Below are 16,387 nucleotides of genomic sequence, written 5' to 3'. Positions count from 1 at the left end.
AAATTGCGGGATGCAGGAAACATGCATTCCGCACAAACTTGGGGAAAGAAAAGGAGAGGATAAGATGCAACTAATCAGAACAGAGGATGCGGTCGGCAGTGTGCTTTGCCACGACATTACCCAGATTATTCCGGGAGTTGTGAAGGATGCGGTTTTCCGTAAAGGACATGTAGTGACAGAAGAGGACGTTCCGGTACTGCTTTCTGTAGGAAAAGAACATCTTTATGTATGGGAGAAGCAGGAAGGCATGCTTCATGAAAATGATGCGGCAGAGGTGCTGCGCCAGGTCTGCCAGGGAGAGCATATGAATGCATCTGAGGCGAAAGAAGGAAAGATCGAACTGACTGCACAGTGCGACGGCCTTCTGAAGATCAATCGCGAGAAATTGAATGAAGTAAATGCGCTCGGTCAGATCGTGCTTGCATCCAGACATGGCAATTTCCCGGTGAAAAAGGGAGATAAGATCGTAGGCATGCGTGTTGTTCCGCTAGTGATCGAGGAAGAGAAGATGAATCATGTGAAAGAGCTCTGTGGGGAAGAGCCGATTTTCACAATTCTTCCGTTCCATCAGATGAAAGTCGGAATTGTGACAACAGGAAGTGAAGTTTATCATGGAAGGATCACAGATAAATTTACTCCGGTCGTAAAAGCAAAATTAGAAGAGGCAGGCATGGAAGTACTTGGAAATGTACTCTGTGACGATGACTCTCAGATGGTAACAGATGCGATCAATGAATGGATCGCTAAGGGCGCGGAATTTGTAGTCTGTACAGGCGGGATGAGCGTTGATCCAGATGACAGAACACCGTTATCTATCAGAAATGCAACGGATGAGGTGATCACTTACGGTGCGCCGGTACTTCCGGGTGCAATGTTCATGCTGGCTTATAAAGGAGAGATTCCGGTTGCAGGTCTTCCGGGATGCGTAATGTATGCAAGAAGAACAATCTTTGATCTGGTGCTTCCGAGAATTGCAGCAGGCGAGAGATTAAGTGTGGAAGATTTCACAGTGCTTGGAGAAGGCGGACTTTGCCTGAACTGTGAAGTATGTACTTATCCAAACTGTGGATTTGGAAAATAATAAGATGAAGGAGAATTGGGGAATGAATTCATTTTATGTAAATCTGAAGGCTGAGCTTGCAGAAGCAAAAGAAGAGCTTTGGGCACAGACGCAGATTGACGGTGCAGAAGCTGGAAAGAAAACTCTGCTGAAAGGTGAACCGAAGGATACAGACAGTGTTTTTGTAGATGAAAAAGGTGAACGTATTTTTCAGGAGCGTATCAGCCGTCCGGCGAAGCTGGTGATCTGTGGGGCAGGTCATGTATCTATGCCAATCATTCGCATGGGAAAGATGCTTGGATTCCATGTTACGGTGGTAGAAGATCGTCCGAAATTTGCAGATGATGCGAGAAGAGCAGAGGCTGACCAGGTCTATTGCGAACCATTTGAAGATGGTCTTGCAAAGATCAAAGGAGATACAGATACATGGTTTGTTATTGTTACAAGAGGTCACAGATATGACACAGATTGTCTCAGAACAATCCTTGGAAAGCAAAGAGCTTATGTTGGAATGATGGGAAGTAAGAGAAGAACTGCGATCGTAAAAGATCAGCTGGAGGCAGAAGGGTTTGAGAGAGATGTGCTTGAAGCAGTCCATACGCCGATTGGGTTGAAGATCGCTGCTGAGACGCCGGAAGAGATCGCGGTGTCTATTATGGCAGAAATCATTCAGATTAAAAACAGCCGTGCAAAGAGCGGCGGATATTCCAGTGAACTTCTTGAAGAAATTCTGAAAGAAGATGAGTGTGGAAAAGTGCTTGCGACAATTATTTCCAGAAAAGGTTCTGCACCACGTGGCGTAGGAACAAAGATGCTTGTATGCGGAGATGGAAGGATCATCGATACAATTGGTGGAGGATGTGTGGAAAGTGAGATTATTCAGAAAGCACTCCTCATGATCCGTACGGAACAGGAAGGATTCCAGGTATGCAAGGTAGACATGACAGCAGAGGCAGCCGAGGATGAAGGTATGGTCTGTGGCGGCGTTGTTGAGGTTATGCTCGAAAGGGTAAAATAAGCGCTCTGGAAAAAGTAAGAATGATAGTAGTAATTGAGATTGGAGAATAAGAAAGATGGATGATATCAAAATTTTAAAAGGAAATATTATCTATACAAAGACGAAAGATGAATTTGAGATATGCGAACACGGTTATCTTGTGTGTAAAGATGGAAAAGTAGAAGGAATCTATCAGACACTTCCGTTCCGACTTGGAGGGGAACCAATTGAGGATCATGGAGATTGTCTGATTATTCCGGGAATGACAGATCTGCATATACATGCACCGCAGTATACATTCCGCGGTACAGGGATGGATCTGGAACTTCTGGAGTGGCTGGAGACGAATACATTTCCAGAGGAAGCAAAATACAAGGATGTATTATATGCGAATGAGGCGTATGCGAAGTTTGCCAAGAACTTGAAACATAGTTCAACAACAAGAGCATGCGTCTTTGGGACAATTCATAGAAGATCGACACTTGTTCTGATGGATCATCTGGAAAGAAGCGGTTTGGTCACGATGGTCGGAAAAGTGAATATGGACAGAAATTCACCGGATGAACTTCGTGAAGGTACACAAGAGTCTGCGGAAGAGACATTGGAATGGATGAAGGATGTGCAGCATAAAAAGTATAAAAATACGCTGCCGATCCTGACACCTCGTTTTATTCCGAGCTGTACGGATGAGCTTCTAGATATGCTGAAGATGGTTCAGATGCGTTACCAGATTCCGGTGCAGTCACATTTATCAGAGAATTTATCAGAGATCGAATGGGTAAAAGAACTTTGTCCGTATGCAGAGTTTTATGGAGATGCATATGATCATTTTGGTCTGTTTGGAGCAGATGCACCGACGGTTATGGCGCATTGCGTATACAGTACGGAAGAAGAGATCCAGAGAATGAAAGAGAACGGTGTGTATGTAGCACATTGTCCGGAATCAAATGAGAATCTTTCTTCCGGAATTGCACCGGTAAAACGTTATCTGGAAGAGGGACTTTCTGTAGGACTTGGAAGTGATGTCGCAGGGGGATCGACAGAGAATCTTTTCCGGGCAATGGCACATGCAATTCAGATGTCAAAGATGCGCTGGAGACTTGTCGATCAGAAATATCCGGCATTGAAGTCAGAAGAAGTATTCTATATGGCAACTAAGGGTGGCGGATCCTTCTTCGGAAAAGTCGGAAGTTTTGAAGAAGGATATGAATTCGATGCTGTTGTATTAGATGACAGCAGACTTGAATCCTCCCGTCAGATGAGTGTGAAAGATCGTTTGGAAAGAATGATTTATCTTGCTGATGAGAGAGAAGTAAAGGCAAAATACGTCAGAGGAAATAAAATCATATAAAACACATGAAAAAACCTCAGGTCCGGGTGTTGCAGCACCGTTCTCTGAGGTTTTTTCATTTTCTATTTTAGGAGTTTTAAGTAATTGACTTATTCAATCGATTTTTCAATATTAAAGGTGGATTCTTGTTCCAGTCTCACCAAGAATTCCGTCTTTTGCTTTCTCAAGCAGTGTGATCAGTGACTGTCTTCCAGGTTTGGATTCAGCAAAGTCAAGAGCTGCCTGTACCTTAGGAAGCATAGAACCAGGAGCGAAATGTCCTTCTTCTACATACTGTTTCGCTTCATCAACTGTCACATCGTCAAGCCATTTCTCATCCGGCTTTCCGTAGTTCAGTGCAACTTTCTCTACAGCAGTCAGAATGATAAGGAAGTCTGCGTCGAGCTCTTTGGCAAGGAGAGCACTGGCAAAGTCTTTATCAATAACTGCACTTGCACCTTTCAGGTGGTTGCCCTGGCGCATAACCGGGATTCCACCGCCGCCACAGGCAATTACAAGGTCACCGGAGTCAACCATTGTACGGATTGTACCGATCTCAACGATCTCCTGCGGCTTTGGAGAAGCTACAACACGACGGTATCCGCGTCCTGCATCTTCTTTCATGATATAATCATATTTTTCAGCCATGACATCAGCTTCTTCCTTAGAAAGGAATTTACCGATTGGCTTGGATGGTGTCTCGAAAGCCGGATCATCAGCATCCACGCGAACCTGAGTGATCATTGTAGCAACCGGGATATCATGGATTCCTCTGTTGAACAATTCTTCTCTCAGAGCATTCTGCAGGTCATATCCGATGTAAGCCTGGCTCATTGCAACACATACAGAAAGTGGTGTGTTTGGCTGTTTCTCATCCTCATGTGTTAATGCGATCATAGCGTTGTTGATCATACCAACCTGAGGACCATTGCCGTGTGCTACGACTACTTCGCAGCCTTCCTGAATCAGGTCTACGATCGCGCGTGCTGTAATCTTAACAGCAGCCATCTGCTCAGGAAGAGTATTGCCAAGGGCATTTCCGCCGAGGGCAATGACAATACGTTTTTTCTTTTCCATTTTAGGATCCTCCGTATTTACTGTAAAGGTATTGTACAGGTCTGAAAGATTCAGGCCTGTACAATAAGTTACTAATTAAGGTAACTGTGAAACTATTTTTGTCTGAGAAATTTAAATTTACTCAAAAATTCTGGACATTCCTCTTTCTTCGAGCTTCTTCAGGATTTCCTGTGGGTTCTCGAATTTAGCAAGGAAGATCATAGCTGCGATGATGTATGGTTTGAAGCTAGCTTCTTTGTAAAGTGGATCTCTGTAACGATCGAATACGGAAGCGTCAACTTCACCTTCTTCACAGCTTACGCCTGAGATGTCAGCTGGCAGACAGTGCATGTAAAGAGCTTTTCCGTCTTTTGTTGTAGCCATGAGCTCTTCTGTACAAGCCCAGTCTTTGTGCTCTGCATTCTGAGCAAGAAGTTCTTTCTCAAGAGCTTTGATACCTTCTGTATCTCCGTTTCCATAAAGCTCTGTACGTTTTTCCATAGCTGCAAATGGAGCCCAGCTCTTTGGATATACGATATCAGCATCTTTGAATGCTTCAGCCATGTTGTTAGTCTTCTTGAAGGATCCGCCTGATTTCTTAGCGTTCTCTTCAGCAATTTTCTCAACATCCTCGAATACTTCGTATCCTTCTGGATGAGCAAGAACAACGTCCATTCCGAAACGTGTCATCAGACCGATGACTCCCTGTGGAACAGAAAGTGGTTTTCCGTAAGATGGTGAGTAAGCCCATGTCATAGCAAGTTTTTTGCCTTTCAGGTTCTCAACTCCGCCGAACTCATGGATGATGTGAAGCATATCAGCCATACACTGTGTTGGGTGGTCAATGTCACACTGAAGGTTTACAAGTGTAGGTTTCTGCTCAAGAATTCCGTCCTTGTTTCCTTCTGTTACAGCGTCAACAACTTCGTGCATGTATTTGTTACCTTTTCCGATGTACATATCATCACGGATACCGATAACATCAGCCATGAAGGAGATCATGTTAGCTGTCTCACGAACTGTCTCACCATGAGCAACCTGAGATTTTCCTTCGTCAAGATCCTGAACCTCAAGACCAAGAAGGTTACAAGCAGAAGCGAAAGAGAAACGTGTACGTGTGGAATTGTCACGGAACAGAGAAATTCCAAGTCCGCTCTCGAATACCTTTGTGGAAATGTTGTTCTCTCTCATGTAACGAAGAGCATCAGCTACTGTAAATACAGCTTCGATCTCGTCGTCTGTTTTCTCCCATGTAAGGAAGAAGTTACCATTGTACATCTCTTTGAAGTTGAGTGCGTTCAGTTTGTCAATATATCCCTGTAATTTTGCGTCCATCTTTAAAATCCTCCTGATTAAAATGAATTATTTGTTTTTAGGTTTATTAGCCAAGGCGGTTCCGGCCGGAAATTATCCGGTCAGAACGCCATAGGTTCAATGAATTGGTTGCGTGATCACACGCAAGTGCGTTAGCAAATACTGAATTACTCAGCGTAAGACAGTGGAAGTGCAGCGTATACTGCAGCACATGTTACGAGATCCTGTTTCCATGTCATCTCGTTTGGTGCGTGAGCCTGAGCCTCAGCTCCAGGTCCGAATCCGATACATGGGATTCCGTTTCTACCCATGATAGAAACACCGTTTGTAGAGAATGTCCACTTATCTGTCAGAGGACGAGCCTGACGCATCTCAAGTGTGTCAGCAGCACCGATTCTCTGATCTCCGTAAAGTCCTGTGTAAGCTTTCTCAAGAGCCTTAGTTACTTTGTGATCCTTCGGAATAGCCCATGTTGGGAAGTAGCACTCGATCTCGTATACACATCCTGTGTAGGACGGACGATCATAGTTGTACATAGAAACAACAACGTCATCACCGTATTTCTTAACGCTTGGCAGGTTACGGATCTCATCTAAGCAGCTCTCCCATGTCTCTCCGAATGTCATACGACGGTCAAGAGATACAGCACAGGAATCTGCTACTGCACAACGGCTTGGTGATGTGTAGAAGATCTGAGATGTTGTAACTGTTCCACGTCCAAGGAAACGAGCCTCTTCGTAGTCAGGGTTGAATTTCGGGTTAAGCATTTTAACAAGACCTTTGATCTCTGTCTCGTCAGCGTCATCGTTCTCGTTAAGAGCACGAACATCCTGAAGAATGTCAGCCATCTTGTAGATCGCGTTGTCTCCACGCTCCGGAGCAGAACCGTGACAGGAAACTCCCTTAACATCGATACGGATTTCCATACGTCCTCTCTGTCCACGGTAGATACCACCGTCTGTAGGCTCTGTAGAAACTACGAACTCCGGACGAATCTTGTCTTCGTTGATGATGTACTGCCAGCAAAGTCCGTCACAGTCTTCTTCCTGAACTGTACCAACAACCATTACTTTGTATCCTTCTGGAATGAGTCCGAGATCTTTCATGATCTTTGCTCCGTATACACCAGATACGATACCGCCACACTGGTCAGATACTCCACGTCCACCGATCTCTGTCTCTGTCTCGTATCCATCGTATGGATCGAATTTCCAGTTATCGATGTTACCGATACCTACTGTATCGATATGTGCGTCAAATGCGATGATCTTGTCGCCAGTTCCCATGAATCCCATAACATTTCCCTGTGGGTCGATGACAACTTCGTCAAATCCAACTTTCTTCATCTCAGCAGCGATTGTCTCTACGTGAGCTTTCTCATCACAGCTTTCTCCCGGATTTTTTACGATAGCACGAAGGAAAGCAGTCATGTCTTTCTCATAGCCTTTTGCATACTCTTTGATTTTGTTAAGATCCATTGTTCTTCTCCTTTTGAAATAAAATCTTGTTTTGGTGTTACAGTTTCTTCTTATTGTATTGCGAGAAATGATTATCTCTCATTTCCGTCCCAGACAATTGATTTGTATCTATCCGGATCAGTGTCTCCCTCAGTAGAGAAGAGAAGTACTTTTGAGTTCTCATCCAATCCGAGGTGCTCTCTGAGCGGTTTGTACTCATCCATTGTCATGATGCACGCAAGTGTTCCAAACGGTGCGGCTCCGGATTCTCCGGAAGTAACAGGCTGATCACCTTTGAAAGGTGCAGCAAGCATACGCATACCTTTGGCAGCAACCCAGTCAGGTGTTGCGATAAATGTATCAACGTGGTTTTTCAGGATATCCCATGAAATTGTGTTCGGCTCTCCACAGGCAAGACCAGCCATGATTGTAACCATGTCTCCGTCTACGATGCGGATAGCTCCGTCCTTAGCACATGCTCCTTTGTAAAGGCATGCAGCAGGCGCAGCTTCAACAACAACAACTTTCGGTGGATTTTCCGGATAGCGGTTAGCGAAGAATCCCTGAACTGCTCCGGCAAGTGAACCAACACCAGCCTGAATAAATACATGTGTCGGACGCTCACATCCAGCTTCATGAAGCTGATCATCAGCCTCGTTAGCCATTGTTCCGTATCCCTGCATGATCCATGCCGGAATCTCTTCATATCCGTCCCAGGCTGTATCCTGAACCATTACGCCGTTCTCTGTCTTCTCTGCCATAGCGTTAGCCATACGAACACATTCGTCGTAGTTTTCCTCTTCGATTGTAGCTTTCGCTCCTTCTTTCAGGATGTTGTTCAGTCTTGTCTGAGTTGATCCCTTCGGCATAAGTACTACAGCTTTCTGTCCAAGCTTGTTCGCTGCCCATGCAACACCACGTCCGTGGTTACCATCTGTTGCAGTGAAGAAAGTAGCCTGTCCGAATTCTTTACGCAGTTCGTCAGATGTAAGAACGTTGTAAGGAAGTTCTGAAACATCCTTTCCTGTCTGCTTTGCAATGTAGCGAGCCATTGCGAAAGATCCGCCGAGTACTTTAAATGCGTTCAGTCCGAAACGATAAGACTCATCTTTTACATAGACCTCTTTCAGTCCAAGGTATGCAGCCATGTGATCCAGTTTTACAAGTGGTGTAACACTGTACTGCGGGAAGCTCTCATGGAATGCGCGAGCTTTCGCTACATTCTCAAGTGACATTACCTGAAGCTGAGAGTCATCTGTTTTTGGCATTTCGTTTACTGCCCATTTGATAGTTTCCATTATAGTGACCTCCTTAAATTAATACGTGTCATTTGCCCATGTAACTGTAAAGTGTGAATTTCGATATCCCCAAATACGAAGAAACTTTATCGCCGGACTTTGTAATAAGGAAAGCACCGGCATGATCCAGATACTGGACAACAGCAACTTTGTCATCTTTGTTCATCATTGCAACTGGCTTTCCGACCTTTGCAACGGCCTGCTCGATTAACAAATCCAGAAGTTCATTTACATTATGTGTGATCTGCCGTGGCGAATCACCTGTAAGATCCGGAAGATTGTCTTTCGTAGCGATCAAAGACTGAATTGCTGTACTCGCAGCTGTAAAAGCTGTGATGTCATAGTTTAATGAGAAGATGTATGAGATTGATCCGTCATCGTCTCTTATATAGAAGGTACTCGATTTCAGGATCCGTCCATCTTCTGTTTTAGTAAGATAGGAAAGCTTATCATGAATCGTTGACGGATCCGACTGAAGTGTCTCAAGAACAATTCCTGAAGGACCATCTCCGGTCTGTCGGTTCGATACATGTCCGTTCTCGATGTACACGATCGATTTCTCTAGATCTTTTGTCTTCAAATCATGAATTGCAATCTCACAGGAACTTCCAAATTGAATTGCAAGTCCGTGTGCAAGCTGCTTAAGAAAATCTAAGGTATGGCGCATATGTCCACCTGCCTTTCTACATGCTTTCTGTCTTCATAATCCCATAATATCATAAAAATCACGATAGTCAATACCTTTCCTAAAAATTTTTTAGGTAACAAAAAACTTTTTTAGATTTCTTGTTGCATTTAGACAATTTAGATGTTATTCTATGTGTATCAGAGACGTTGATGTACGAAATGCACATAACAGGCAGATGGCATTTTAACATCAAAGTGTAGAAATTCATAAAAAGGAGAGGTTACAATTATGTTGATCTTAGGTAATGGTAGAGTTGTGACAAGAAACCCTGAATGTCCTTATATGGAAGAGGGCGCAGTAGCAATTGATGGTAAAGTAATCTGTAAGGTTGGACCAACAGATGAGTTGAAGAAGGCTTATCCAGATGCAGAGTTTATTGATGCAAAAGGCGGAGTGATTATGCCGGCATTCATTAATACTCATGAACATATCTATAGTTCTTTTGCAAGAGGACTTGCTATTAATGGATACAATCCAACAGGATTGCTCAGCATTCTTGAAGGAATGTGGTGGACACTGGATAGAAACCTGACACTGAATGATACTTATTTAAGTGCTATGGCTACTTATATTGATTCTATCAAGAACGGTGTAACAACAGTATTTGACCATCATGCAAGCTTTGGAGCTATCAAAGGTTCCTTATTTGAAATTGAGAGAGCAGCGAAGGAAACAGGAATTCGTTCCTGTCTCTGTTATGAAGTTTCCGACAGAGATGGAAAAGACAAGGCCAGAGAGTCTGTAATGGAGAATGCAGAATTTATTCGTCATGCACTGAAGGATGACAGCGGAATGATCGCCGGAATGATGGGTATGCATGCACAGTTCACAATCTCAGATGAGACAATGGAACTTGCAGCAGCAAACAAACCGGATGAAGTTGGTTATCATATTCATGTTGCAGAAGGAATTGAAGATCTGCATCACTGCCTGAAACATTATGGAAAGAGAATTGTTGACCGTCTGATGGACTTCAATATTCTTGGGGAGAAGACACTGCTTGGACATTGTATCTACATCAACCCACATGAGATGGATCTGATCAAAGATACAAACACAATGGTTGTTCATAATCCGGAATCCAATATGGGAAATGCCTGCGGATGCCCTCCGACAATGGAACTTGTACACAGAGGAATCCTTACAGGACTTGGAACAGATGGATATACACATGATATGATGGAATCCTTCAAAGTGGCAAATATTCTTCATAAACATCACCTTTGCGATCCAAATGCAGCATGGGGAGAAGTTCCGAAAATGCTGTTTGAGAACAATGCAAAGATTGCAGGACGTTATTTCGACCAGAAGCTCGGAGTTCTTGAAGAAGGTGCAGCAGCAGATGTGATCATTGTTAATTACAATCCGCTGACACCAATGAATGAGAATAACATCAATGGTCACCTTGTATTCGGAGTAACTGGACACGATGTTGTGACAACTGTTGCAAACGGTAAAGTATTGATGAAAGACAGAAGACTGACAGAGATTGACGAAGCGAAAGTTATGGCAGACTGCAGACAGGCAGCAGCCGAACTTGGAAAACGTATCAATAGTCGTTAGGCTTAGATTGACGGATACTGTTCATTAATGTTAACATATATAACAGATGTGGACAGTATCTTTGATCGCACATTTCGTCAAAACTAACCGGAAAGGACAATAAAATAATGAAAGAAAAGAAATCAGAAGCACCTCGCAGAGGAAACGAAGAACTGTTTAAGTGGGATGGTAACCCGACATTTGGTCAGATACTTCCGCTTGCTGCCCAGCATGTACTTGCAGCAGTTGTAGGATGTGTTACACCGGCAATTCTGGTTGCAAATGCAGCGAATAATGCAGGCGGAAATGTAAACATGGGTCTCTTGATCCAGATGTCACTTGTATTTGCAGCATTATCAACATTCCTTCAGCTGTATGGAAATAAGATCCATCTTGGATCCGGACTTCCGGTCATCATCGGTGTAAGTTTTGCTTATGTTCCGACAATGACAGCAATTGCAGCACAGGCTCAGGACGTTAACACGATTTTTGGCGCGATGATCGTAGGTGGTATTGTAGCAATTATCGTTGGACTTACTATTAAGCAGATCAGAAAGGTGTTCCCACCACTGGTAATCGGAACTGTTATCTTTGCAATCGGTCTGTCTCTTTATAAGACAGCTATTAACTACATGGCAGGAAACTCCGCGAACACATATGAAGTGATCGTAGAGCAGAGAGGTTAGACAGCAGCACTTGTTTATGGTTCCTGGCAGAACTGGCTTGTATCTCTTGTAACACTGGCAATCGTAATCGGTCTGAACCATTACGGAAAAGGACTTTTCAAACTTGCATCTATCCTGATCGGTCTGATCTGTGGATATGTACTTGCATTGTGCTTTGGAATGGTTGATTTTTCAGCACTTTCAAACGCAGGTTGGTTCCAGCTTCCACAACCGTTCGCTTTCGGTGTAAAATTCGATATCTCAGCGATTATCCCGCTGGCGATTTTGTTCCTTGTCAATTCCATTCAGGCAATGGGAGATTTCTCCGCTACAACAAGTGGTGGTATGGATCGTCTTCCTACTGACCAGGAGCTCAACGGTGGTATCATCGGTTATGGTATCAGTAATATCGTAAGTGCATGTTTCGGATGTCCTCCGACAGCAACTTACAGCCAGAACGTAGGTATTGTTGGTTCTACAAAAGTTGTAGCAAGAAAGGTATTTTCACTTTCAGCATTTATCCTTCTGATTGCAGGACTGATTCCGAAATTCTCAGCACTTCTGAGAACAATTCCTCAGTGTGTACTTGGTGGAGCAGTAGCATCTGTATTCGCAGGTATCGCAATGACAGGTATCAAGCTTCTTGTAAGTGAAGGTATGTCTACAAGAAATACAACAGTTGCAGGATTATCTATTGCAATCGGTATGGGTGTATCCTTAAGTAACGGATGCTTAAATCAGATGACATCAACAATTTACGATGGATTAGGAATGACAATGGGACTTGAGAACTTCCAGTCCATCATCAATAACACATTTGCATCATCACCGGTTGTACTGGCGACAATTTTTGCAGTTATTTTGAATCTGGTTCTTCCGAAAGATCCAAAGCCGGAGGCAAAATAAAAGGAAACAGATCTTTGAGAAAAGACAGGTTCTTGGGGAATAATCTGTCAGTGATTTCAAAGATTTAATCATTACGGAAGAACCTGCCGATGGCAGGTTTTCCGTGATAAAAAAAAAGAGAGGTAAAAAGTATGAGTGAAATTATGAGACCTATGTCATTTGAACAGCTTTTAAACTGGACATTGACAGAGTACAAAGAGAATGGAACAGTATTTGGAGAGCGTCATCCATATCATGCGGACAGCAAGTTCAACCGCACAATCTTCGGACGCGATCTTGAGACACCAATCGGACCGGCAGCAGGTCCAAACACTCAGCTGACACAGAATATTATCGCAGCTTACTACACAGGAAGCCGTTTCTTTGAGCTGAAGACAGTTCAGGTAATGGACGGAGACGAGCTTGCAGCATGCATCAACAGACCATGTATCAAGGCTGATGACGAGTGCTACAACTGTGAGTGGTCTACAGAGCTGTTTGTTCCACAGGCAATGGAGGAGTACATCAAAGCATGGTTCCTTCTGAAAGTGATATCAAAAGAATTCGGACTTGGAAGCATGGACGGATTCCAGTTCAACATCAGTGTTGGATATGATCTTGCCGGAATTAAATCAGAGAAGGTTGACACATTCCTGAACACAATGCAGCATGCACAGGATTCAGAGATTTTCAAGCACTGCAAGGCTTATCTTCTTGAGCATGTTGACCTGTTCGAGAAAGTGACAGCAGAAGATATCGAAAGCATTTCCGGTGATATCTGTAATTCTGTTACAATCTCTACACTTCACGGATGCCCTCCGGAAGAAATTGAGAAGATCGCAATGTATCTGATCACAGAAAAGGGATTCCATACATTTATCAAATGTAACCCGACACTTCTTGGATACGAGTATGCAAGAAAGACAATGGATGACATGGGATACGATTATATCGCATTCGGTGACTTCCACTTCAAAGACGACCTGCAGTACGAGGATGCTGTTCCGATGCTGAACAGACTGATCGCTGTCTGTCAGGAAAGAAACCTGGAGTTTGGTGTGAAGATCACTAACACATTCCCGGTTGATGTAAAACAGAACGAACTTCCAAGTGAAGAGATGTATATGTCAGGAAAATCTCTGTATCCACTTTCCATCTCCGTAGCAAATATGCTGGCAAGAGATTTCGGTGGAAAACTGAGAATCTCCTATTCAGGTGGTGCTGATTTCCATAACATCGAAGGAATCATCGATGCAGGAATCTGGCCGGTAACAATGGCTACAACAATCCTGAAACCAGGCGGATATGACAGACTTTGCCAGATTGCAGGACTTCTTGAGAAAGAAGGCGTTGTATTCACAGGTATCGACGCTGCCAAGACAGAGAAACTGGTTGAAGAAGCAAAGACAAGCCCATATCATGTAAAGGCTGTAAAACCGCTTCCGTCCAGAAAGATCAACAAACAGGTTCCGCTGATCGACTGCTTCATCGCTCCTTGTAAAGAAGGATGCCCGATCCACCAGGATATCACAACATATCTGCAGCTTGTAGAAGCTGGTAAATATGAAGAAGCTATGGATGTTATCACAGAGAAGAATCCACTTCCATTCATTACAGGAACAATCTGTGCACATGCTTGTATGGGCAAATGTACACGTAACTTCTATGAGTCACCGGTACATATCCGTGAGATGAAGCTTGAGGCAGCTCAGAACGGATACGAAGCACTGATGAACAAGCTGACAGCACCTGCAATCACAAAAGAAGGTAAGGCAGCAGTGATCGGTGGAGGACCGGCTGGTATGGCAGCTGCTTACTTCCTGCGCAGAGCCGGAATGGCAGTTACAGTATTTGAGAAGAACGACGCTCTCGGCGGTGTTGTTCGCCACGTGATCCCAGAATTCAGAATTCCGGGAACATCTATTGATAAAGATGCAGCACTTCTTGAGAAGATGGGCGTTGAAGTTCGTCTGAACACAGAAGTAAAAGATACAGCAGCACTGAAAGCAGAAGGATTTACAACAGTGATCCTTGCAGTAGGAGCTTCTGAGCCTGGAGTATTAAGACTTGAGCAGGGTGAAGCTAAGAATGCACTCGAGTTCCTGGCTGACTTCAAGGCAAATGACGGAAAACTTGATATCGGTAAGAACGTTGTAGTTATCGGTGGTGGTAACACAGCAATGGATACAGCAAGAGCAGCAAAACGTACAACAGGCGTTGAACATGTATATCTTGTATACAGAAGAACAAAACGCTATATGCCGGCAGACGAAGAAGAGCTGGTAATGGCAGTAGAGGACGGCGTAGAATTCATGGAACTCCTTTCTCCTGTTAAACTTGAGAATGGAAAACTGATCTGCGAAGTTATGGTTCTTGGCGATATGGATGCTTCTGGAAGAAGAGGCGTTGTTAAGACAGGAGAACTCAAAGAGATCCCGGCTGATACAGTGATCGCAGCTGTTGGTGAAAAAGTTCCGACTGCTCTTTACGAGGCAAATGGAATCAACGTAAATGACAGAGGACGTGCTCTTGTAAATGAAGAGACATTAGAGACAAACGTAGAGAACGTTTACGTTGTTGGTGACGGACTTGGCGGACCGGCTACAGTAGTAGAAGGTATCCGTGATGGTCTCAAAGCTGCTCAGGCAGTGATCGGAGAGACTCTTGTAAGAGATTTCGATGCAGAGACAGATGAAGCTGTTGTATACGAGAGAAAGGGTAACCTCGAAGACGTACGCGAAGACAGCACAGAGGCTAAGAGATGTCTTAACTGTGCAGGAATCTGTGAGAATTGTAAGGAAGTTTGCCCGAACAGAGCAAATGTAGCAATCAAGGTTCCGGGACTGGAGAAACATCAGATCATACACGTAGATTACATGTGTAATGAGTGTGGTAACTGTAAGAGCTTCTGTCCATACGACAGTGCTCCGTACCTGGATAAATTCACATTATTCATGGACGAGAACGATATGGCAGACAGCAAGAATCAGGGATTCACAGTACTGGATAAAGATGCAGTACACTGCAAGGTTCGTTTCTGTGGAGAGATCCTCGACTGGACACTTGGAGAAGAGACAAAGATTCCGGAAGCACTTCAGAAAGTAATGGAGACTGTTTGCAAGGACTACACATATCTGTTAAGATAATAGCAGAAGGTTTATGTGAGATTGCTCCGGTGGAAATTGAGTGAGACCAGAGTGATAATATGTGAGATAGATAGCTCACAGGCATCTGCCTGTGGGCTATCTTCTTTTCAAAAGACGCAGAAATATAGAAAGAAGGGATCTGTAAAATGATAAGCTATTTCAGAGATGACAGACTTTGTGAAGCAGACTCTTTCTTATCGGTAGTAAAGCCTGACGATACAGAATGTCCGATGATAGCTGCTGTCGGTGCGGGAGGAAAGACCTCTACATTGAGAAGGCTTGCAGAAGAGTATGCGCTGATGGGGAAAAAGGCAATTGTTCTTACAACAACTCATATGAGAGAAGAGACGACTCCATGGAGTTGTGTGGCTGAAGAGGAAGAGTGGATTTGTAAAGGGAACGAGCTGCTTGAACGAGTGAAGGAATGCCTTGAACAATATGGACAGGTCTGGATTGGGGCAAGAGCGAAAAAAGGGAAAATGAGTTGCGTTCCGGAGTTGATTCTGGCAGAGATAGAAAGCTGGAATGTGCCATTACTTGTTGAAGCGGACGGAGCAAGGGTGCTGCCGTTAAAAGTACCGGGAGAACAAGAACCTGTGCTCCTGCCACAGACAACACATGTATTTTCTGTTTATGGAATGGACGCTTTGGATCAAAAGCTGGAAGAAATCTGCTTTCGAAGTGAAAAGGCGGCAGAGCTTCTTGGAAAACAGCCGGAAGATCAGGTGACAGAAGAGGACATAATAAAGATTGCCTGTCATGAACAGGGCGGTCGAAAAGGCTGTCCAAAGCAGGCAGAGTATATTGTTGTGTTGAATAAGGCAGATACAAAAGAACTGCAGGAAAGAGCATGTAAGATTGCAAAGTGTTTACATGAAAATGGAATTAAAAATATATTTGTGACATCTTATAAGCTGTAATAAATATTGTAGAAAAAGTGCAGAGATTA

At 43.8% G+C, this 16,387-nt stretch carries 11 protein-coding genes and 1 pseudogene; 7 read left to right on the top strand and 5 right to left on the bottom strand.

Annotation, left to right across the window (positions count from 1 at the left end; translation table 11 throughout):
- Positions 1 to 64: 64 nt before the first annotated feature.
- From ACZ47Z_RS11060 to ACZ47Z_RS11050, 3 genes are read left to right on the top strand one after another with little or no spacing between them, the layout of a single operon-like run.
- Entirely contained in the window at positions 65 to 1,081 is a 1,017-nt protein-coding gene (locus ACZ47Z_RS11060) for a molybdopterin-binding protein (protein ID WP_117825162.1), read from the top strand.
- A gap of 22 nt (positions 1,082 to 1,103) precedes the next feature.
- Positions 1,104 to 2,078, top strand: a complete 975-nt coding sequence (locus tag ACZ47Z_RS11055; RefSeq protein WP_464525568.1) for an XdhC family protein — start codon at positions 1,104 to 1,106, stop codon at positions 2,076 to 2,078.
- 55 nt (positions 2,079 to 2,133) lie between these two features.
- Entirely contained in the window at positions 2,134 to 3,408 is a 1,275-nt protein-coding gene (locus ACZ47Z_RS11050; protein ID WP_464525567.1) for an amidohydrolase family protein, read from the top strand.
- Between the two features lie 111 nt (positions 3,409 to 3,519).
- On the opposite strand, the gene arcC is transcribed toward ACZ47Z_RS11050, so the two are convergent.
- The 5 genes from arcC to ACZ47Z_RS11025 form a co-directional block, all read right to left on the bottom strand.
- On the bottom strand, positions 3,520 to 4,464 hold the full coding sequence (gene arcC / locus ACZ47Z_RS11045; RefSeq protein WP_015529481.1) for a carbamate kinase: 945 nt from the start codon (positions 4,462 to 4,464) through the stop codon (positions 3,520 to 3,522).
- Between the two features lie 117 nt (positions 4,465 to 4,581).
- Entirely contained in the window at positions 4,582 to 5,778 is a 1,197-nt protein-coding gene (ygeW, locus tag ACZ47Z_RS11040; protein WP_054752218.1) for a knotted carbamoyltransferase YgeW, read from the bottom strand.
- Between the two features lie 146 nt (positions 5,779 to 5,924).
- Positions 5,925 to 7,235, bottom strand: coding sequence for a YgeY family selenium metabolism-linked hydrolase (locus ACZ47Z_RS11035; protein WP_015529483.1), 1,311 nt, complete (start codon positions 7,233 to 7,235; stop codon positions 5,925 to 5,927).
- Between the two features lie 71 nt (positions 7,236 to 7,306).
- Entirely contained in the window at positions 7,307 to 8,512 is a 1,206-nt protein-coding gene (dpaL, locus tag ACZ47Z_RS11030) for a diaminopropionate ammonia-lyase (protein WP_015529484.1), read from the bottom strand.
- 28 nt (positions 8,513 to 8,540) lie between these two features.
- The gene (locus tag ACZ47Z_RS11025) at positions 8,541 to 9,179 is read right to left on the bottom strand and encodes a helix-turn-helix transcriptional regulator (RefSeq protein ID WP_055147434.1); all 639 of its coding nucleotides are present in this window, start codon (positions 9,177 to 9,179) and stop codon (positions 8,541 to 8,543) included.
- 249 nt (positions 9,180 to 9,428) lie between these two features.
- On the opposite strand from ACZ47Z_RS11025, the gene ssnA reads away from it, so the two are divergent.
- The 4 genes and pseudogenes from ssnA (at position 9,429) to yqeC (ending at position 16,358) form a co-directional block, all read left to right on the top strand.
- A complete protein-coding gene (gene ssnA, locus ACZ47Z_RS11020; protein WP_020436841.1) occupies positions 9,429 to 10,763 on the top strand; it encodes a putative aminohydrolase SsnA in 1,335 nt (444 codons plus the stop codon).
- A gap of 107 nt (positions 10,764 to 10,870) precedes the next feature.
- Positions 10,871 to 12,313, top strand: a pseudogene (locus ACZ47Z_RS11015) (uracil-xanthine permease family protein).
- A gap of 131 nt (positions 12,314 to 12,444) precedes the next feature.
- Positions 12,445 to 15,438, top strand: a complete 2,994-nt coding sequence (gene ygfK, locus ACZ47Z_RS11010) for a putative selenate reductase subunit YgfK (protein ID WP_020436843.1) — start codon at positions 12,445 to 12,447, stop codon at positions 15,436 to 15,438.
- Positions 15,439 to 15,584: 146 nt separating this feature from the next.
- Complete coding sequence (gene yqeC, locus ACZ47Z_RS11005) at positions 15,585 to 16,358, top strand: selenium cofactor biosynthesis protein YqeC (protein ID WP_464525566.1); 774 nt, start codon at positions 15,585 to 15,587, stop codon at positions 16,356 to 16,358.
- The last annotated feature ends 29 nt before the right edge of the window (positions 16,359 to 16,387 follow it).

The organism is Mediterraneibacter faecis (assembly GCF_055383675.1).
This window is presented reverse-complemented; position numbering and strand designations above follow the sequence as displayed.

Bases quoted from the DNA above. Each gene is read 5' to 3' on its own strand.
- ACZ47Z_RS11060 (WP_117825162.1), top strand. From the start codon at position 65: ATGCAACTAATCAGAACAGAGGATGCGGTCGGCAGTGTGCTTTGCCAC.
- ACZ47Z_RS11055 (WP_464525568.1), top strand. From the start codon at position 1,104: ATGAATTCATTTTATGTAAATCTGAAGGCTGAGCTTGCAGAAGCAAAA.
- ACZ47Z_RS11050 (WP_464525567.1), top strand. From the start codon at position 2,134: ATGGATGATATCAAAATTTTAAAAGGAAATATTATCTATACAAAGACG.
- arcC (WP_015529481.1), bottom strand. From the start codon at position 4,464: ATGGAAAAGAAAAAACGTATTGTCATTGCCCTCGGCGGAAATGCCCTT.
- ygeW (WP_054752218.1), bottom strand. From the start codon at position 5,778: ATGGACGCAAAATTACAGGGATATATTGACAAACTGAACGCACTCAAC.
- ACZ47Z_RS11035 (WP_015529483.1), bottom strand. From the start codon at position 7,235: ATGGATCTTAACAAAATCAAAGAGTATGCAAAAGGCTATGAGAAAGAC.
- dpaL (WP_015529484.1), bottom strand. From the start codon at position 8,512: ATGGAAACTATCAAATGGGCAGTAAACGAAATGCCAAAAACAGATGAC.
- ACZ47Z_RS11025 (WP_055147434.1), bottom strand. From the start codon at position 9,179: ATGCGCCATACCTTAGATTTTCTTAAGCAGCTTGCACACGGACTTGCA.
- ssnA (WP_020436841.1), top strand. From the start codon at position 9,429: ATGTTGATCTTAGGTAATGGTAGAGTTGTGACAAGAAACCCTGAATGT.
- ygfK (WP_020436843.1), top strand. From the start codon at position 12,445: ATGAGTGAAATTATGAGACCTATGTCATTTGAACAGCTTTTAAACTGG.
- yqeC (WP_464525566.1), top strand. From the start codon at position 15,585: ATGATAAGCTATTTCAGAGATGACAGACTTTGTGAAGCAGACTCTTTC.